17 protein-coding genes and 1 pseudogene are annotated in these 18,683 nt (G+C 72.1%); 5 read left to right on the top strand and 13 right to left on the bottom strand.

Annotated features, from left to right (window positions below):
• Positions 1-95: 95 nt before the first annotated feature.
• The 5 genes from AC060K_RS12630 to AC060K_RS12610 form a co-directional block, all read right to left on the bottom strand.
• Positions 96-833, bottom strand: a complete 738-nt coding sequence (locus AC060K_RS12630) for a class I SAM-dependent methyltransferase (protein WP_483765763.1) — start codon at positions 831-833, stop codon at positions 96-98.
• 67 nt (positions 834-900) lie between these two features.
• Entirely contained in the window at positions 901-1,791 is an 891-nt protein-coding gene (gene rfbD / locus AC060K_RS12625; protein ID WP_483765783.1) for a dTDP-4-dehydrorhamnose reductase, read from the bottom strand.
• Positions 1,792-1,835: 44 nt separating this feature from the next.
• Positions 1,836-2,780, bottom strand: coding sequence for a lysylphosphatidylglycerol synthase domain-containing protein (locus AC060K_RS12620; protein ID WP_483765762.1), 945 nt, complete (start codon positions 2,778-2,780; stop codon positions 1,836-1,838).
• Positions 2,777-3,937, bottom strand: a complete 1,161-nt coding sequence (locus AC060K_RS12615) for a glycosyltransferase (RefSeq protein ID WP_483765761.1) — start codon at positions 3,935-3,937, stop codon at positions 2,777-2,779. The genes AC060K_RS12620 and AC060K_RS12615 overlap by 4 nt, the downstream gene beginning before the upstream one ends.
• Positions 3,934-5,013 carry a glycosyltransferase family 2 protein gene (locus AC060K_RS12610; protein ID WP_483765760.1) on the bottom strand — a complete coding sequence of 360 codons (1,080 nt, stop codon included), beginning with the start codon at positions 5,011-5,013 and terminating at the stop codon, positions 3,934-3,936. Before AC060K_RS12610 ends, AC060K_RS12615 begins: the two co-directional genes overlap by 4 nt.
• A gap of 51 nt (positions 5,014-5,064) precedes the next feature.
• Here AC060K_RS12610 and AC060K_RS12605 point away from each other — a divergent pair, with 51 nt between their 5' ends.
• The gene (locus tag AC060K_RS12605; RefSeq protein WP_483765759.1) at positions 5,065-6,471 is read left to right on the top strand and encodes a hypothetical protein; all 1,407 of its coding nucleotides are present in this window, start codon (positions 5,065-5,067) and stop codon (positions 6,469-6,471) included.
• Here AC060K_RS12605 and AC060K_RS12600 read toward each other — a convergent pair.
• A complete protein-coding gene (locus AC060K_RS12600; protein WP_483765758.1) occupies positions 6,437-8,092 on the bottom strand; it encodes a DUF2142 domain-containing protein in 1,656 nt (551 codons plus the stop codon). The genes AC060K_RS12605 and AC060K_RS12600 overlap by 35 nt on opposite strands.
• Positions 8,093-8,178: 86 nt before the next feature.
• Between AC060K_RS12600 and AC060K_RS12595 the strand changes: the two genes are divergently transcribed.
• On the top strand, positions 8,179-9,840 hold the full coding sequence (locus AC060K_RS12595; protein ID WP_483765757.1) for a peptidoglycan recognition protein family protein: 1,662 nt from the start codon (positions 8,179-8,181) through the stop codon (positions 9,838-9,840).
• A 90-nt stretch (positions 9,841-9,930) separates the two neighbouring features.
• Positions 9,931-10,773: pseudogene (rfbA, locus tag AC060K_RS12590) on the top strand (glucose-1-phosphate thymidylyltransferase RfbA); the annotation flags it as partial.
• A 120-nt stretch (positions 10,774-10,893) separates the two neighbouring features.
• Here the strand turns inward: rfbA and AC060K_RS12585 are convergent.
• The 7 genes from AC060K_RS12585 to AC060K_RS12555 form a co-directional block, all read right to left on the bottom strand.
• Complete coding sequence (locus AC060K_RS12585; protein WP_483765756.1) at positions 10,894-12,447, bottom strand: DUF2142 domain-containing protein; 1,554 nt, start codon at positions 12,445-12,447, stop codon at positions 10,894-10,896.
• A complete protein-coding gene (locus tag AC060K_RS12580; protein ID WP_483765755.1) occupies positions 12,447-12,848 on the bottom strand; it encodes a DUF2304 domain-containing protein in 402 nt (133 codons plus the stop codon). Before AC060K_RS12580 ends, AC060K_RS12585 begins: the two co-directional genes overlap by 1 nt.
• A complete protein-coding gene (locus tag AC060K_RS12575; protein WP_483765754.1) occupies positions 12,845-13,588 on the bottom strand; it encodes a glycosyltransferase family 2 protein in 744 nt (247 codons plus the stop codon). Before AC060K_RS12575 ends, AC060K_RS12580 begins: the two co-directional genes overlap by 4 nt.
• Complete coding sequence (locus AC060K_RS12570) at positions 13,578-14,087, bottom strand: GtrA family protein (RefSeq protein ID WP_483765753.1); 510 nt, start codon at positions 14,085-14,087, stop codon at positions 13,578-13,580. Before AC060K_RS12570 ends, AC060K_RS12575 begins: the two co-directional genes overlap by 11 nt.
• Positions 14,084-15,079 carry a dTDP-glucose 4,6-dehydratase gene (rfbB, locus tag AC060K_RS12565; RefSeq protein ID WP_483765752.1) on the bottom strand — a complete coding sequence of 332 codons (996 nt, stop codon included), beginning with the start codon at positions 15,077-15,079 and terminating at the stop codon, positions 14,084-14,086. Before rfbB ends, AC060K_RS12570 begins: the two co-directional genes overlap by 4 nt.
• 76 nt (positions 15,080-15,155) lie before the next feature.
• The gene (locus tag AC060K_RS12560) at positions 15,156-16,118 is read right to left on the bottom strand and encodes an NAD-dependent epimerase/dehydratase family protein (RefSeq protein WP_483765751.1); all 963 of its coding nucleotides are present in this window, start codon (positions 16,116-16,118) and stop codon (positions 15,156-15,158) included.
• On the bottom strand, positions 16,115-17,122 hold the full coding sequence (locus tag AC060K_RS12555) for a glycosyltransferase (protein ID WP_483765750.1): 1,008 nt from the start codon (positions 17,120-17,122) through the stop codon (positions 16,115-16,117). Before AC060K_RS12555 ends, AC060K_RS12560 begins: the two co-directional genes overlap by 4 nt.
• A gap of 112 nt (positions 17,123-17,234) precedes the next feature.
• Between AC060K_RS12555 and AC060K_RS12550 the strand changes: the two genes are divergently transcribed.
• Positions 17,235-17,801, top strand: coding sequence for a GtrA family protein (locus AC060K_RS12550; RefSeq protein WP_483765782.1), 567 nt, complete (start codon positions 17,235-17,237; stop codon positions 17,799-17,801).
• A complete protein-coding gene (locus AC060K_RS12545; RefSeq protein WP_483765749.1) occupies positions 17,798-18,646 on the top strand; it encodes a glycosyltransferase family 2 protein in 849 nt (282 codons plus the stop codon). Before AC060K_RS12550 ends, AC060K_RS12545 begins: the two co-directional genes overlap by 4 nt.
• Positions 18,647-18,683: the final 37 nt, after the last annotated feature.

Below are 18,683 nucleotides of genomic sequence, written 5' to 3'. Positions count from 1 at the left end.
GGAAGCTCGGGGCCGGGGTTCACCCGGGCGGCGCTCGCGGTCCGCCGCCGCGGGGGGGCGCGGCCCGGGCGTGCGCCCGGGCCGCGCCCTCGCGATCAGCCGGTTGCGCTCCCCCAGGCCACCAGGCCCGTGCCGGTGCGCGGGAAAGCTCGCTGCGCCATCCGGAAGGGCCAGGTGGCGGTGGCGGTCGCCGCGCCCGCGAGCGCCGTCGACGGCTGGAACAACCGCCCGCTGCGGGCCGTCCGGTCCGCCACCGTGCCCTCCTCGCGCAGGCCGGAACGTCCGCGCGCCACCTGGTTACGCACCGCCTCGAGCGCGTACCCGAGGGGCATGCCGTACAGCCGGGTGCCGACCGAGGCGAGCCCGGCCCCCTCCAGGGCAGCGCGGAGCCGGTCCGGGTCGTAGCGGCGGAAGTGCCCGACGGCCTCGTCCATGGGCCCGAAGCGTGACTGCCACGCGGGCGTGGAGAGCAGGAGCACCCCACCGGGTCGAAGCCTCCGCACCCACTCGTCGAGGGCCTTCTCGTCGTCCTCGATGTGCTCGAGCACCTCGAACGCGCAGACCAGGTCGAAGGTCTCGTCGGCGGGCAGGGTGCCGAGCGCCCCGTGCACCAGGGTGCCGTCCAGGCCGGCGTCGGCCATGCGCCGGGCTGCCACCTCGACGCTCGCACCGTCGAGCTCGACCCCGGTGTACTCGTGCTGGGTCGCGAGCCGCACGCCCACGGCCCCCTGGCCGCAGCCGACCTCGAGGACGCGGGAGCGCTCGCGCGGGAGCAGCCCGCGGACGACGTCCCAGCGCAGCTGCGCGTAGAGCGTGAGAGGCGGGAGGGACACGGTGGCTCCTGCGGTTCGAGGTGGCGAGGAACGTGGTGCGGAGCGGGCGGTCGCCCGGCGCGGCGGGTCAGCCCTTGAGGATTGCGGGGTGCGCGACGGCCCAGCGCTCGGACCAGTCGCCGATCGGTGCGACGCCGGCCGCGTGGAGCGCCGCGTGCGACAGCACGGAGTAGGCGGGCCGGGGCGCCGGGCGCGCGTACTCGGCGCTCGTCACGGGGTCGACCCGGGTGGCGAGCCCGGCGGCCCGGACCACCTCCTCGGCGAACCCGTACCAGGTGGTGGAGCCGGACGAGGTGCCGTGGTAGGTCCCCGCCGGCACCTGGGCGGCGACGAGGCGTACGACCAGGTCGGCCAGGTCGACCGTCCAGGTGGGCTGCCCCTCCTGATCGGCCACCACGGTGATGACCTCCCGGTCGGCCGCGACGCGGGCGATGGTGCGGGGGAAGCTCGTGCCGTGCTCGCCGTAGAGCCAGGCGGCCCGGACGATCAGGTGGTCGGGTGCCTCCGACCGCACCGCCCACTCGCCTGCCGCCTTGGTGCGCCCGTAGGCGGAGCGGGGCGCGATCGGCGCGTCCTCGGGATACGGCTCGGTGGCGTCCCCGTCGAACACGTAGTCGGTGGAGATGTGGACGAGCCTCGCGCCCGCGGCGTGGGCCGCCCGGGCGAGGTTGGCCGGGCCGACGGCGTTGACGAGGAACGCCGCGCCCTCCTGCGTCTCGGCGTCGTCGACGGCGGTCCAGGCGGAGCAGTTCACGACCACGTCGTGCCCGGCCGCGGCCGCGGCCGTGGCCACCGGGTCGGTGATGTCCAGCTCGGCGCGTCCGAGCGCCGTGACGGTGGCACCTGCCGCGCGTGCGGCGTCCACCAGGTCGCGGCCGAGCATGCCGGCGGCCCCCGTCACGAGCCAGCGGCTCGCGGTGGGCAGCGTCGCGGCGGCGGTCGGCGTGGGCTCGGTCAGTTCGGCGCCGGGGCCGGTCGTCGTGTCGTGGGCCGGTTCGTGGGTCACGGCGTCGATCCTAGGTGGTTCCGCGTACGGCGCCGGGCGAGCAGGGCGCCGGCCCCCGCGAAGGCCAGGTCCGCGAGCGTGAGGAGCACGCGGCTGACGATGACCGTGAGCGCGACCGCGGGCGCGGGCAGGGCGCCGCCCAGCGCCGCGGCGAGCACCAGCTCCCGCACCCCCGCGCCCGCCGGCGCGAGCACCGCGACGAAGCCGACCACCCAGGCCGCCGCGTACCCCCCGACGGCGAGGGCGAGGCTGCGCGCCGACGGCGGCAGCCCGAGCGCCGTCACCAGCAGCCACACCTGCGCGCCTGCGAGCAGCCAGCCGACGACGGACCACGCCGTGGCCGCCCCCAGGCCCTGCCAGGTGAGCGGGTGCTCCAGCGCCGGCCGCCGGGCGAGCCGGAGGGCGAGGTCGATGACCCTGTTGAGCACCGCCGGGACGAGGAGCACGAGGACCAGGGGCGCGGCCCACGCCGCGGCCCGCCACGGGCCGAGGTCGCCGGTGACGAGGAACGGCAGCGACGCGGCGCCGACGGCGCAGCCGGACACCACGCCGATCAGCACCCCGACCGCCATCGCCGCGAGCGACCGCCGCCGCGGCACGTGGTGCTCCGAGCCGAGCTCTGCGGCAGCCACGACGTTCCACACGGCACCGGGCACGTACTTGCCGACCTGGCTGATGCCGAACACGCTCACGGCCACACCCAGCGGGAGCGGCGACCCGAGGTCGGCGAGCACCCTGCGCCAGGCCACGAACGTGCACGCCACGTACGCGACGCCCAGTGCGAACGCGGCGACCAGCAGCCCCGGCGACAGCTCGCGCCAGGCGACGCCGAGCTCCTCGCGGTAGGCCAGGACGGCCCAGACGGCGCCCCCGAGCGCCACGACCAGGAAGCCCCAGCGGACGGCGGGCGACCGCAGCAGCGCGAGCAGCCGGGCGGTCACGCGCCTGCCCCGGCGCCGTCGGCGGCTCCCTGGTGCGTGGAGCGGGTGGCCTGGGGCACCCCCTGCGGGCGGCGCAGCACCTCGACGAGCGGCCCGACGACGGCGCTCGCCCGGGTCCGGTCCCTCCCCTCCGCGGCCCTCGCCCGGGCGGCGGCGAGCCGCTCGGGCCGCGCGAGGTCGGCCAGCGTGGCCGCGAGCGCCGCCGGGTCGGCGGGTGGCACGAGCTCGGCGACGTCGCCGACCACCCGGCGCTGCGGCGGGGTGTCCGACGTGACCACGACGCATCCCGCAGCGAGGCCCTGGTAGACCTTGTTGGGGACGACACGGAGCCCCTTCGGGGTGTCGGAGAAGATGCCGAGGCAGACGTCGTGCGCCGCGACGAGGGCGGGCAGCGTGGCGGGATCCGTCCAGCCCAGCCACGAGACCCCCGGCACGTCGGCGGCGAGCTCCCTCGTGCGGGCGAGGTCCTGCCCTTCCCCCACCATCGTGACCTCGAGGCGCGTGCCCGCGGCTGCGGCGAGGGCGAGCGCCTCACCGATGACCGGCGCGCCCTGGAGCGGTGTGAAGAGCCCGTAGAAGACGACCCGGAGCGGGTCGCCGTCGCTCCGCGGCGCAGGCGGCAGAGCGGCGTCGAACCACTCGTCCCGCGCACCGACCGGGACGACGACGCCCCGGCCGGGCTCGCGCAGCATGGCCCGGTGCTCGTCGGTGTCGGTCACGACGACGTCCGCGCACGCGGTCGCGACCCGGTCCAGCAGCCGCAGGAGCCGGACGCGCAGGCCGTGCGCTCCCCGGTCGGTCGCGGTGTCGCCGGCGAACACGAGGTGGTCGAGGACGACCGTCGTCCGGGGGTACAGGGCGCGGGCCAGGAGGACGTCGAAATGACCGAGGTATCCCACGAGCACGGCGTCAGGAGCACCGGAGCGCCTGCGCAGGCGGACGGCGTCGCCGACGAGGTGCCACCAGCAGGTGACGAGCCGGGCCAGCAGGCTCACCACCCGCCAGGGCTGCTGCAGCATGCGCACCCGCTCGGCGGTGGAGAAGCCGAGCGGGCGGTTTAGCTCGGTCACCTCGATACCGCGCCCGCGCAGCCCGTCGACCAGGACCGCGACGCGCGGGTGGCGGGACGCGTCGTACGTGCCGAACGCGACGATCACCGGGTGGCCGCCCGGCTCGGCCTGACGCCGAAGGCCGCGGAGGCGGGGGCGGCGTCGGACGCACCGTCCGAGGCGGTCCCGTCCGCGGCGGGCACCGCGACCGGGGCGGTCGTGGCCGGGAGCACCCCGGGGACCGCACCGCCGTACTGCAGCTCCTTGAGCCGTTCGAGCGTCTCCTCGGCCAGGGCCCGGTTGGACTGGAGCAGGTCGGCGAGGACCAGCAGCGCGAAGCACAGCAGCGAACCGACGAGCATGGCCGCGCCGAAGACGAGCGACTGGACGTGCCCGCCCGAGTCGCCCATCGCCGCGAGCACCGCGAACCGCACGAACGGCACCAGGGCCCCGACGAGGAAGATCAGGCCCAGCCCCACGAAGACGAAGTGCGGGCGGTACATGATGTAGCTCCGCGCGATCGCCTGCGCGGACTTGAGCATGTGCTGGCCGATGCTCTTGAACAGCCGCGACTCCCGGGTCTTCGGGTTGGTCGTGACCGGGACGCTGAGGATCCGCATCCGCTTGCTGCCCGCCTGGATGATCGTCTCCATGCAGTAGCTGAACTGCGTGACGACGTTGAGCCGCAGGAGCGCGGCGCGCGAGTAGGCGCGGAAGCCGCTCGCCGCGTCCGGCAGGTCGGTTCCCGCCGCGAAGTTGACGACCTCGCTGCCGACCCGCTGCATCGCCTTCTTGAAGGGCGAGAAGTGCTCGATGGTGGCCGTCTGCCGGTCGGCGATCACGATGTCGGCCTCGCCCCGCACCACCGGCGCCACCAGGTCCCCGATGCGTTCCTGGGGGTACTGGTTGTCGCCGTCCGTGTTGACCACGATGTCGGCGCCGTGCCGCAGCGCGTAGTCGATGCCGTCGCGGAAGGACCGCGCCAGGCCCATGTTCCGGGTGTGCCGCACGATGTGCCGCACCCCGAGGCGCCGGGCCACCTCGGCCGTCCCGTCGGTCGACCCGTCGTCGACGACCAGGATCTCGATCTCGTCGATGCCTTCGATCTCCCGGGGGATGGTCGCCAGGACGAGCGGGAGCGTGGCTTCTTCGTTCAGGCAGGGGATCTGGACGAACAGTTTCATCAAGGGTCCGTTCGAGCTGGTGCCGCGGGCGGTGGCCCTAGGCTGTTCCGTGTGCTCCACACGATAGTCAGGTCGTGGGGTCCCGGGCGCACGGCGGTCGTCATGTCCGTGCTCGCGGGCGTCCTCTTCGCCCTGACCCAGTCCCTCGCCGTCTCGCCGTACGCGTCGGCCGACGAGGCCGCGCACGTCGACTACGCCTACCAGGTCTGGCACGGCGAGCTCCCCGTGTTCGAGGAGGGGCTCGACCTGCGGCCGGAGCACGCCTTCGTCCCCCCGGTGCAGTGGACCGCGCAGCACCCGCCCCTGTACTACCTGCTGCTCGCGCCGCTGGTCGGACCGCTCGCGGACGCAGGTTGGCCGGTGGCCGCCGCGTACGCCGCCCGGGCCGTCAGCACCCTCCTGCTCGCGCTGCTCGTGCTGGCGTCGTGGTGGGGAGCCCGGGAGGCGACCTCCCCCGCCAGCCCGGTGCCGGCGGCGACGGCCCTCGTGGTCGCCTGCACCGCGTGGGCGGCCCGGCTCGGCGGCTCGGCCTACAACGACATCCTTGCGGCCCTCCTGGTCACCCTGCTGCTGGGGCTCACCCTCCGCGCCCTCCGGCGCGGGCTCGACCCGCGGCTCGTGACGGCGCTCTCCGCCGTCGCGGCAGCGTGCGCCCTGGCCCGCGCATCGGCGCTCGTCCTGGCCGTCGTGTGCCTGGGCGCCGCCCTCCTCGCCCAGCTCGTGCGCACCCGCCCGCCGGTCCTGCGCCCTGCCCTGGCCCTCGCCGTCGTGGGGCCCGTCGCCGTGCTCCTGACGGCAGGGTGGTTCTACCTGCGCAACTGGCGGACCACAGGAAGCATCACCGGCGGTCACCCGGACTGGTCGACGGAGCACCTGGGCCGCAGCACCCGAACCTTCGGCGAGGCGGTGACCGACACCAGCACGTGGGCCCAGCTCCTCGACGTGTTCCAGTGGGACGGCGTGCTCCCGCGCGGTGCGGCGGCCGTGGTGCTGCTCGTGGTCCCCGCGGCCGCCGGCGCCGTCGCGGCGGTCCAGGGCCTGCGCCGCCGGCCGCTGCCGGTCGTCGCACCAGGCCAGGTGCGCGGCGACCGGACGGTGCCGCCGGCCGCGTTCCTGGGAGCCGTGACAGCCGTGGCGCTCACCGTCCAGGTCGCGTACACGACCACCAACGGCTCGGCGCACCCCCGGTATCTGCTCCCCGTCGTCCTGGCGCTCGGGCTGGCGGTGGCCTGCTGCCTCGTGGCCTGGCCACGGGTGGCCGTCACGCTCTGGACGGGCCTGGTGCTGGTCGACTTCGCCGTGTGGCTCTCCGACCGGGTGACGGCAGCCCCCGTGGACGGGCGCTACCCGGTGCTCGCCGGGCCTGCCCTCGTGGTGGGCTGCGCCGCGGTGGTCGCCGCCCTGGTGGCGGCGTTCCTGGTCGTCAGGACGGCACGGGATCGGGCTCCGGCCGCCTGAGGGTCACCCGCCCGTCGAGGTCGGCCACCACCCGGCGCGCCAGGATCGCCGACACCGACAAGGCCGCCAGGCCTACGCCGAGCACCCCGGCCAGGACGGCACCGAGCGCCCACCCGCCGAGCGGGCTCCACCCAGCCCACCGTTCCAGCACCGTGACCAGGTGCTCCCCCGGACCCCGGTACATCCCGGTGAGGCCGAACCAGAGACCCCACGCGGCGACCAGGCCGCCCAGCAGCACCACCACCGGGAGCGCCACGGCACCCTTGCGCGGGTCGCCGCCCAGGCACCACCACGCGCCCAGCGCGAGGACGGCGCTCACCGCAACGAGTGCCCCGAAGAGGTACCGGCCCTGGATCCCCGCGTACCAGCCGTGCTCCGAGTAGAAGCGCCAGGCGTTGCCGAGGACGGTCACCGCGAGCAGCAGCGGGAAGGACAGGAGCGTCACGACGGCGCGGCGCGTGCCCCTCGCCCGCACCGCCGCGGCCGTCAGGGCCACCACGGCGAGCGCGGCGACGACGAGGAACGGTACCGGCGCCCGCAGCTCGAGCCACCCCAGGTCGCCGAACGACGACCGCACGAGGCGACCCACCGCCGTCGGCCAGAACGTCCAGAACGGACCGGGCGGGACGTCCTCGAACCGCGGGCCCATCCCGTCCGGCTGGACCGTGCCGTACACCAGGAGGTTCCGCGCCCACCACCAGCCGCCCACCACGAACGCGACACCGAGCGTCGTGGCTGTCCGGGTGAGGCGGACGACCACCGGGGCGCCGCTGCCGGCGAGCGCGTAGGCGAGCACCACCATGGGCAGGGCCAGGCCGGCCATGACCTTGGTGAGGAGGCCCAGGCCCACCACCACCCCCAGGGCGACGGCGGTGCGGGACCGCAGGTCGCCGGTCAGAACCCGGACGCAGAGGTACGTCGCGACGGCGCCGCTCAGCGTCATCAGGGCGTCGTTCGTGACGCTGCCGAGGACGTGCCCCACCTGCGGGGCGAAGAGAGTGGGCGTCGCGGCCAGGAGCGCCGCCCGGTCGGACCCGGTGAGCCGCCGGACGCACGCCGCGGCGAGCGGGACGACGGGCACGAACAGCGCGACGTCGAGCAGCCGGAGGGCGAGGAGCTGCACGTCCCAGCGGGCGTCGGCCAGGCCGGCGGCACGCAGGACCGCCGCGCCCAGCGCGTAGTACAGGGGCGGGTGCTGGGTCATCTGGTCGATGTCGGCCGGGTCGTCGGCGGGCCCGTCCGCGAGCGCGCCCCGGGCGTCCAGGCGGGTGCGCTCGGCATCCGGCGTGGGCTCGGCGTCCGTGAACTGGGCCCGGCTCGGCCGGTCATGGTACCGGCCGGGCAGGTCCCGGTGGAGCGCAGCCTCGGCCTGGGCGTCGAGGATCGCGGGGGCCATCGCCGCCTGGCCCGGCTCCGGCCAGCCGCCGCCGTAGGCGAGGCGCACCACGCTGTTGAGGTGCTGGGGCTCGTCGGGGGCGCGGAACGGCGGCGTGAGCACCGCCCAGGCCACCGCCACGGAGGCGACGAGAGCCGTCAGGACGGCGAGGACGAGCGCGTATCCCGGCGCGCCGGGCCCGGTGGCGATGCGACCGGGACGCGGAGCGCGGGACCGGAGGGGCATGCGATCGAGGCTACCGCCGGGGGCCTTCACCCACACGTCACACGGCGTTCGATCGGATCAGGACATAGCGCCTTTACGCTGTAGTGATGCAGAGACTCTTCCGAACGTTCCTGCGGATGGCGCCGCTCGCTCTCGCCGTCTCGTTCGTGGGCGCCCCGCCGGCAGTCGGCAGCGCTCACCTCAGCCGGCCCGCCGCCGACCCCGCGCCTGCGCCGGCCGGGATCACCGAGGTGGCCCTCGAGCGGGAGACGCCCGGCGACGTGCTCCTCGCGTCGGCACCCGTCTCCGGCTTCGCCACCGTCGGCGTCACCTGGACAGGCCCGGCCGAACCCGCGAGGTTCGAGATCCAGGCCCGGTCCGCCGACGACGCCGGGACCTGGGGTGCCTGGACGGCGCTCGAGCCCGAAGCCGGCCCCCGCGGCACGAGCGGCACCGCCCCCCTCGTGATCGGCGACGCCGCGCAGGTGGAGGTGCGGGCGACCGGTCCGGCAGCGGCAGGGGTCCGGGACCTCGTCCTGACCGTGGTCGACCCGGGCGCGCTCGCTGCCGACGCCCTCGTCGAAGCCCCGGCCCCGGCGTCTGGGCCGTTCGGCAGGTCGGTCCCGGCCGCCACGGCGGTGAACGCCGGCGGTCCCGTCACAGCCGGGTGGCCGGGCAGCACCGGCGCTCCCGCTGTTCACTCCCGCGCCTCGTGGGGCGCGGACGAGTCGATCATGACGTGGAACCCCGCGCAGGGGGACGTCAAGGCTGCGGTCATCCATCACACGGCCGGCACCAACGACTACTCCCCGGAGGACGTCCCCGCGATCCTCCGCGGGATCTACACCTACCACGCGATCACGCGTGACTGGGGCGACATCGGCTACAACTTCCTCGTCGACAAGTACGGGAACATCTGGGAAGGCCGGGCCGGCGGAATCGAGCTCGAGACCATCGGCGCTCACGTCAGCGGGTACAACACGAACACCGTCGGTGTCTCCGTCCTGGGCGACTACGGCGTCACGACGGTGACCAACGAGGCGGTGGACGCCATCGTCCGCCTCCTGTCATGGAAGCTCTCGTTGCACGGCGTCGACGCAGGCGGCACCGTCACGCTCAACCAGCGGAGCCTGCCGACGATCTTCGGGCACCGCGACGTCGCGGCGACAGCGTGCCCGGGGCAGACCCTGTGGGAGAGGCAGGGCGAGATCCGGTCGCGGGTGTCGGCGGGACAGGCCGCCTACGCCTCGATCCGTGGCCAGGGGACCGGCGCGTTCGTCCTCGGCCCGTCCAGCGGCGAGGTCTACCTCGTGTCCGGGACGACCAAGCACCCGGTGACGATGCCCTCGCTCCTGGCGCTCACCTCGCTCGGTCGCGTCAGCGACGCCTCCCAGGTCTACGTCGACTACCTGACGCCGGGAGCGGTGCTGCGCCAGTTCGTGCGGAACCCCGCAGACGGCGAGATCGCGCTCGTCGACGCGAGCACCCGGTACCCCGCCTCGTCGTGCGCGATGCTCGCGGCCTTCGGAGCACCGTGCAACGGGGTGAATCTCACCGACGTGCAGTGGACGACGCTCGGGAGCGGCGGGCTGCTGAGCGACGCGGTCATGGCGTCGGACTCGGCCACGGTCTACGTGATGCGCGACGGCGTGCGTCGCCCCGTCACCTCGTGGGCCAGGCTGCTCGAGCTCTACGGCGGCACAGCCCCGGCGATTCTCTCGCTCTCGCCGTCCACGCTGGCCCAGTACCCGGTCGGCCCAGCCGCCTGAGCACGCGTGAGGGGGACCGGACCGGCCCCCCTCACGCGCGATCGGGTGCAGCTGACATCCTGCCAACGGCTCCGTGAGATGATCCCTCCCATGCGCGGAATCATCCTTGCCGGCGGCTCCGGCACCCGACTGCACCCCATTACCCTCGGTGTGAGCAAGCAGCTCGTGCCGGTCTACGACAAGCCGATGATCTACTACCCGCTGTCGACGCTGATCCTTGCGGGTATCCGCGACATCCTCGTCATCACCACACCCCACGACGCGGAGCAGTTCCGTCGGCTCCTCGGCGACGGGTCGCAGTTCGGCGTGTCGATCGAGTACACGATCCAGGCGGAGCCGAACGGCCTCGCGCAGGCGTTCGTGCTCGGTGCGGACTTCGTCGGCACGGACTCGGCCGCGCTGGTCCTCGGCGACAACATCTTCTACGGCCCGGGCCTGGGTTCACAGCTCGGCCGCTTCGACCGGATCGACGGCGGTGCCGTCTTCGCCTACCGCGTCGCCGACCCGACCGCCTATGGCGTGGTCGAGTTCGACGACGACTTCCGCGCCGTGTCGCTGGAGGAGAAGCCTCTGCAGCCGAAGTCGAACTACGCGGTGCCCGGGCTGTACTTCTACGACAACGACGTGGTCGAGATCGCCCGCGACCTCAAGCCTTCGGCTCGCGGCGAGTACGAGATCACGGACGTCAACCGTGCCTACCTCGAGCAGGGCCGGCTCCAGGTCGAGGTGCTGCCCCGCGGCACCGCCTGGCTCGACACGGGCACCTTCGACTCCCTGCTCGAGGCCTCCGACTACGTCCGGACGATCGAGCACCGTCAGGGCCTGAAGATCGGCGCGCCCGAGGAGGTCGCGTGGCGGCGAGGATTCCTGACCGACGACGAGCTCCGCGCCCGAGGGGAGGCCCTCCTGAAGTCGGGTTATGGCTCGTACCTTCGGTGGGGGGGGTATGCATGGCCCCCCCCCCCCGCCCCGCTGGGGGGGCCGCCCCCCGCGGGGCCGCCACCGCTCATTCTCTGTTCCCGGCCGGGCGTCCGGGCCCTCGCTGGCGCTCGGCTACGAGGTCGCAGTCGCGGCCATGTTCCGCCGCTCGGCGCCCGGCTCCTCCAGGAACGGTTCAGCCACGGTGACCGCCGCCTCGCGTTCTGCCGTTGCCCGAAGCACTACCCAGGTGAATGCGGCATACGCCACCACGAAACCGACGATCAGCACGGGAAGCGGGACAGGCGGGAGCCAGGCGTTCTCCGCCACGAATGTCCTCGGCCCGTCCGAGCCGTTGACGTACCGGTGGAGGTTGGACATGAACGCGACCACGCTGACCACCGCGAAGATCCCGGCGACCGCGACCACGAGGTTGCGCTGCAGCCGTTCGGGGAGATCGCGTCCACGGAAGCCGATCACCGTGCAGGCGAGGACGAAGAACCCGATGGACAACGGGAACACGTACCGGCCCTGCCAGAAGATGCCGATGGTGTGCGCCTGGATCCCCTGGATCACGACCGGGAGGGCCCACAGCACGAGGGCAGTGCCCCCGAGGACGAGCCTGTCGCGACGGTTGCCGAGGCAGAACGCCATGATGGCGACGAGACCGAGCGAGGCCGCCCCGGCAGAGTAGATCCACTCGGGGAAGGGCACATCGATCCACCCGAGCGCCGCGTACCACATTCGGAGGTAGAAGCTCGTGCGGTCAATGGTCAGGATGGCCGCGTCGCGGAACGGCGTCCCGACGCCCGGCTGGGCGAAGTGGCCACCGCCTGCCTGAAGGATCCACGCGGTCCCGACAGCGCACATCACGACGGCACCACCGACCCCCCACCACAGCTGGCGATCGGCGAAGGCCGCGATGACCTTCGTCCACGGGACGCTCAGTACCGCGATCACACCGATGAGCGTGACCCAGAACGGCCCCATCGGCCTCGCGTTGGCGACCAGCGCGGCCGCGAACACCACACGGAGCAGCCTCCGCGACGTCAGAGCCTGGTCCGGCTCCACGAGCAGCGCCAGGAGCGCGACCCACAGCAGCGCGCTACCGGTGATCTCGATGGACTGGGGCTGGACACCACTCACCATACCGACGGCAGTGGGAACGAAGGCGAGCAGCAGACCGAGGCCTAGCCAGCGCCGCGTGCGCAGCTCCGCGACGGTCCGGACTGCCATCCCGAAGGCCACCGAGGCGAACAGGACCGAGAGGATCCGCATCAGGTACACCGTGTGCTCGCCGGGGTTCGGGAGCAGCGCCGGTAGCCCGACCACCACGTAGTAGAACGGGTTGTAGTTGTAGGCCGACGTCTGCACGGGGGCCGGAGAACTCAGGTCGCCGGAGAGCTCCGGCTGGCAGGAGGCGTCCTGCGCCGGGTTGAAGCGCATGCACCGCTCGTACTCGGCGAGCTGCGCCCACACTCCCGGAAGCTCGACCGTCCCGATGCCTGTATCGGCGCCCTCGCCCGACACGTCCGTCTCGCCGTTCAGCACGGCGACGGCCTTGATCACGTGAGCAGGTTCGTCGGGCGAGGCCATGATCGGGTTCGAGACGGCGAAGAACGAACCCACGGCGACGAACGCGACCAGCGCCGCCCAGAACGCCTTCCGGGGCGTGTCAACCAGCCGCATCAGTACGCCTCCCCCTGATCGGCGCGCGCATCGCCGCCCGCCGTCGTCGGACCGCCAGACGTCACGCCCCCACCGGGCGTCAGGTCCGCACGGACCAACGCCAGCTCCTCGGCGAGGCGGTACATCCGGCGCTCGATCCGTGTCACCTCATAGCTCAGCTGCAGCGTCACCGCGAGCAGCAGGCCGATGGACAGGAAGAAGAGAAGGTTGGCCGGGACCTCGAAGCCGAGCAGCTCCGCGAAGTTCGCCAGCAGCCCGGGGACGCTGGCGAGCAGCATGAGGATGAGGCACACCGCGATCCATAGCGCCGCGTACTTCACCAGGAGGCGACGCTGGAGGACGAGCCTGAGCACGACGACGACCGCGACGACGGTCAGGACGATCCCGATGATCCCGATCACTTGACTGCACTCTTCTTTCGCTTGACAAGGAGCCTCGCGCCCGACAGCGCGAAGAGCACGACCGCACGCACGAGGTAGACGGCCGCCTTGCCGGGGTCATGGCTCGGCACGCCGCCCTGCCGCTCCCGCATGTGGACGGGAATCTGCCGCACCACGAGGTCGTTCTCCCGGCTGATCACGAGGGCTTCGACCGTGTCGCCGAGGTACTCCTGAGGCATCTGCCGGCTCAGGACGTTGATGGCCGCGGGACCGAACGCCCGGAAACCGCTCGTGACGTCCGTCAGCCGGGCGTGGTGGATCTTCGACATCGACCAGGCAAGGAACTGTGCGGCCCACTTGCGCGGCCCGCGCATCTCGTAGTCACCGACGCCCGCGAAGCGGGCACCGATCACCAGGTCCGCCTCCTCGAGCCCCGCGACAAGCAGCTCGATACCGGCAGCGGGATGCTGGCCGTCAGCGTCGCACTGGACCACTGCGTCGTAGCCGCCGCGCCGCCCGTACTCGAGCCCTGCCCGGACGGCACCGCCGACACCCACGTTGAACGGCATCTCGAGCACGTCCACGCCGGTGGCCCGCGCGATCGCGGCGGTGCCGTCGACGGACCCGTCGTCGACCACGAGGATGTCAACGCCCGGCGCCCCGGTGCGGATCTCCTTGATCACCGCGGCGACGTTCTCGCTCTCGTTGTACGCGGGGAGAACCGCGAGCACCTTTGCGGCACCCTGCACCTCACTCTCCACGCTCCCTCCCCGACGGTGTCTCTGACACGACACTCCTCCGACTTTCTGGTCTGAAGACCCACTTGTTGTAGACGATCACGTTCATGAGGATGAGGACGGCGCTCACGACGAGCTTGCCGACGAGCACCCGCCAGCCGAGAACAGGGATCCACCGGCTCAGAAGATCCGTGACCAAAGGCACGAAAGCCGTGGTCAGGGCCAGGTTCGCAGCGAACAACACAAGGTACCGCACCGCCTGGGCACCGGCGTTCCCACTGCTGGCGCGGAAAACAAGGCGGTTGGCCGCGAAGTTCACCACTCCGGAGAGTATGAACGCCGTCGCCGCAGAGAAGGCGACAGGCAGACCGAACGAGACGCTGAGCAGCCACAGGATGCCGAAGTCCACACCCCAGCTGACCAGTCCAGCCACGCCCGACCCGATGGTGACCCGGAACCAGCTCACGAGTCTGCCGCGCCACGTCGGCGTCCCGGGCTCGGTTTCCGGCGTCACGACGCTCATTGACCCTGGGCGGCGTAGCTCGCCTCGACGGCCGCCTTGGCGGGGCGCCACCAGGCCTCGTTGGCCCGGTACCACTCGACGGTGGCCTCCAGGCCCGATCGGAAGTCGGTGTACCGGGGCGTCCAGCCGAGCTCACCACGGAGCTTCGAGGCGTCGATCGCATAGCGCAGGTCGTGGCCGGGACGGTCGTTCACGTGGTCGAAGTCGTCCGTCGGGCGGCCGAAGATCTCGAGCAGTGCCTGGACGACCTCGAGGTTGTTCTTCTCGCCGTCGGCGCCGATGAGGTAGGTCTCCCCGACACGGCCCTTCTCAAGGATCGCCCACACCGCGGAGTTGTGGTCCTCGACGTGGATCCAGTCGCGCACATTGAGGCCCGCTCCGTACAACCGGGGGCGCACGCCATCGATCAGGTTGGTGATCTGGCGTGGGATGAACTTCTCGATGTGCTGGAACGGGCCGTAGTTGTTGGAACAGTTGGAGATCGTGGCCTCGACGCCGAAGGACCGGGCCCACGCCCGCACCAGGAGGTCGGAGCCGGCCTTCGTGGACGAGTACGGGCTCGAGGGGTTGTAGGGCGTCTCGGGCGTGAACTTCGCGGGGTCGTCCAGCTCCAGGTCGCCGTACACCTCGTCGGTGGAGATGTGGTGGAACCGGACGCCGTGCTTGCGTACGGCCTCGAGGAGCGTGAACGTGCCGACCAGGTTTGTCTGCACGAAGGGCGACGGGTCGTTCAGCGAGTTGTCGTTGTGCGACTCGGCGGCGAAGTGGACAACCACGTCGGCCCGGCTCACGAGGCGATCGACCAGCTCGGCGTCCGAGACGCTCCCCTCGACGAAGGTGATCTCGTCCGCGACCGCCGCCAGAGACGCCTGGTCCCCCGCGTAGGTGAGCGCGTCGAGAACTGTCACCCGGACATCGGGGCGCTCACGGACGGTCTGGTGCACAAAGTTCGCACCGATGAAACCGGCTCCGCCGGTCACTACGAGTTCCACTGGTCCTCCGGAGAGTGTGATAGGGCCGCAGCAGAATCTACCGGACGGCGGCGCGCCGACGTGCGCCCGGACGCGCTCAGGAGGCGGACCGGCCGCCGGCGCGCAGCTTGCGACTGATGTCCTCGCCGGTGGCCACCATGCCGACGACGAGGGGGGTGAACGACCGACGGTCCAGGTCGGGCCATACGACCGAGCGGAGCCGGAGGTCGCGTGCCTGCTGGAGCGCCCGTGCTGACGGCGCCACGACGACCTTGGGACGGCGCCGGTGAATCCGGCGCATCTCACCGATCAGTGCGGCGATCGACACCGACCGCTGGGAGGCGAGCACCTTCGTCACCGTCGGCGACCCGGGCTCGAGCCGGTGTGCCCGGTCCGTCATGTCGACGACGAGGGCCGCACAGTCGTCCACGTAGATGTAGTCGCGGAGCGTGTCCATCGACACGTAGACGCCCAGAGGCTGGGACGTCAGCTGCGCGAGGGCGAGCTGGGAGATCAGCCCCTGCTGCTTGGTGAGATCCTGGCCCGGCCCGTACAGGTTCGCGATACGGCCGACGACCACGCGGATACCGGACGCCGTCAGCTCCGCGAGCCGCTCCTCCGCCTTGAGCTTGGCGCGGCCGTACGGCGCCAGGGGTCCCACCGGGGACCGCTCGTCGAAGGGAGGCTCGGACGGGGAACCGGCATAGACGCCTCCGGCCGACGAGGCGAAGAACACCGTCAGCCGGCGTCGGGTCGGCTCGGGCAGGGCTGTCAGCAGCTCGGCGAAGCCGCAGAGCGTGCGGTACTCCCCGTCGAGCACGTCCTGCGGCGTAGCGGTCACTCCGACGCCCGCGCACCACGCGATCTGCACCGGGCTGTCGCCCGCGGCCTCCAGCGCCTGGCCGAGGGACTGCTCGAGGTCCGCCCGGGCGTCACCGTCCCAGTGCACACGCGCACGGACCGCGGTGCGGCCTCGCGCGGCCACCTCGCGTACCACCGCCTCGCCGAGGAGCCCTCGCGAGCCGACCACCAGCACCGGCCCGGTCCCGGAGCTGCTCACCGCCGCGAGACCTTGCGCCCCAAGGGCCCGTTCTCCGGGTCTCCCACGATCAGGTAGAGGGGCTTGCCCATCGCCATGTTGACCGCGACGCCGATGTACTCGGCCACGATGCCCAGCGAGAAGAGCACCGCTCCTGACGTGAGGAGGGTGACCACCATCATCGAGGTCCAGCCGCTCGGTACGTCACTCCCGAGGATGCGCGTCACGGCGAGATAGACAGCGAGGACGACCCCTGCGGCCGCCAGGACCATGCCGACCCCCGCGACCAGCCGCAGCCCGCGCGTGCCGCTCGTCAGCACCATGCGCCAGAAGTGCGAGACGAGCCGGCGGAACGAGTATCCGGAGCTCCGGCCACCCTCTTCGCGCAGGGTGATCGGCGCCAGCGCCACGTCGCCGGCGACCCAGCCCAGCGCGACGTCGAGGTAGACGCCCGCGCCGGCGTAGGCGGCGACGGACCGCCCGACTTCGCCCAGGATGAGCCGGTAGCTCTGGTAGGAGGAGGTGTCGGTCCCGCCGAGGAGGGTCTCGATGACCTTCTTCGAGCCCTTCGATGCGATGTTCCTCAGGAAGCCGTGCGGCGCCGGGTTCGTCGGCGATCCGTAGACCACCGTCGCTCGCTTCTCGACGGCGGCGTCGAGAAGCCCCATCATCTCGGCCGGGTCGTGCTGACCGTCCTCGTCCAGCGTCACGATCCAGTCCCCGCCCGAGGACGCCATGCCGGCGAGCGTGGCCGCGTGCTGTCCGAAGTTCCGGCTGAGCCAGACAGGCCGAACATACTCGTACCGGTCGGCCAGATCGCGGATCGTCACGTCCGACCCGTCGGGACCGTGGTCGAACACCAGGAGGACCTCGGCGACGATGCCGTCGGCGCCACCCGGCGTCGTGAAACCCTTCGTCAGGACGTCGATCTCGGACAGGACTCCGGGCAGCGTACGTGACCCCTGGTACACGGGGATGACGACGGAGATCCTGTGCTGCGCAGGCTGCGCGCTAGGGTTGTCCACGCGTCCGACTATAGTCGTGAAACGCGACCCGGATTTGCACCGAGCACGGTGTCGCGCGACCCCTTCGGCGCCCTTCCGACCGGACAAACAGCAGGAGACTTCGCACGTGGCAATGGACTCCGAGCCCCAGCCCGACTCCGCGAGCACTGCCGTCACGAAGCCGCCGGCCGGCATGGAAGGCTCCCTCGGTCCTCTCTTTCGCCTCGTGAAGGACCAGCGGATCGCCTTCCTCCTCGTGGGTGGGTTCAACACTGTGCTCGGCACAGCCTGGTTCATCTTCTTCGAGCTGGCCTTCGGCGAGGACGTCGGGCGCTTCGGCTACCTGCTCAGCCTGCTCTGCGCACACGTCGCGGCCGTGCTGTGCGCCTTCGTGCTCTACCGCTATTTCGTCTTCCGCGTCCGCGGCCACCTGTGGCTCGACCTCGCGCGCTTCGAGATCGTCAACCTGACCTCGCTCGCCATCAACGCGGTCGCCCTGCCACTCGTCGCCGAGGGGACCGGGATGCGCCCGATCTACGCGCAGCTCCTGGTCACCTGCGTGACAGCGTTCGTGAGCTACTTCGGCCACCGCGACTTCTCGTTCCGGAGGAAGAAGAAGCCCTTGGGCACCGCCTCCACCGACCCAAGGACCGGCGCTCCCCCCTCCACCCCACCGAACACCACCGAGGTCCCGCGATGACCCCCCGCGTCTCCGTCGTCATCCCCGCGTACAAGAACGAGCAGTACATCGAGGCAACTGTCCGATCCGTCCTCGGCCAGACGTACCAGGACTTCGAGCTCGTCATCGCAGACCACTCGTCGCCGGACAGCACCTGGGACCTCCTTCAGCAGTTCGCCGGCGACCCTCGGGTCAGCCTCCACCGCACCGAGGCCGGTGGTGGCGCCCGCCGCAACTGGAACGCCGTGTCCCACCGGGCGACCGGGGACCTCATCAAGCTGGTCTGCGGCGACGACCTGCTCCACCCGCAGATGCTCGAACGCCAGGTAGCGGCCTTTGACGCTGCCGACGACGACCTCGTCCTCGTCGCTTCTCAACGTGACCTGGTGGACGCACGGGGAGATGTCTTCCTCACGGGCCGCGGACTTGGCCAGCTGGACGGCCTGGTCGACGGCGCTACCGCGCTGCGCGCGACCGTGCGTTCGGGAACGAACATCTTTGGCGAGCCGGCCTGCGTCATGATGCGCACGGCCGCTCTCGAGAAGGCTGGTTGGTGGCAGGACCTCCGGTACTACATCGATGCTGGTTCCTACGCCCCAGTCCTCGTACAGGGCCGGATGTACGCGCTGCGCGAGAGCCTCGCGTCCTTCCGCGTGAGCGACAGCCAGTGGTCTGTACGGCTCATGCGCAGCCAGGCGCAGGAGGCTGCCGAGTTTCACGAGATCGCCCGCTCGCTCGCACCCGAGGTCATCTCGGAGCGAGACGTCCGGCGGGGCAATGCGATGGCTCAGGTCGTCGCCCTCCAGCGTCGGGCCGCATACATCGTCCTCGGCTCACGTATGCGCCCCGCGAAGCACGGCTCCTGACTGCTCTAGTCAGACAGGGAGGGCGCCCGGACGGATG

Source organism: Antribacter sp. NEAU-D49, assembly GCF_057158775.1.
The sequence above is the reverse complement of the archived record's forward strand: the minus strand, read 5'-3'. Positions and strand labels throughout refer to the sequence as shown.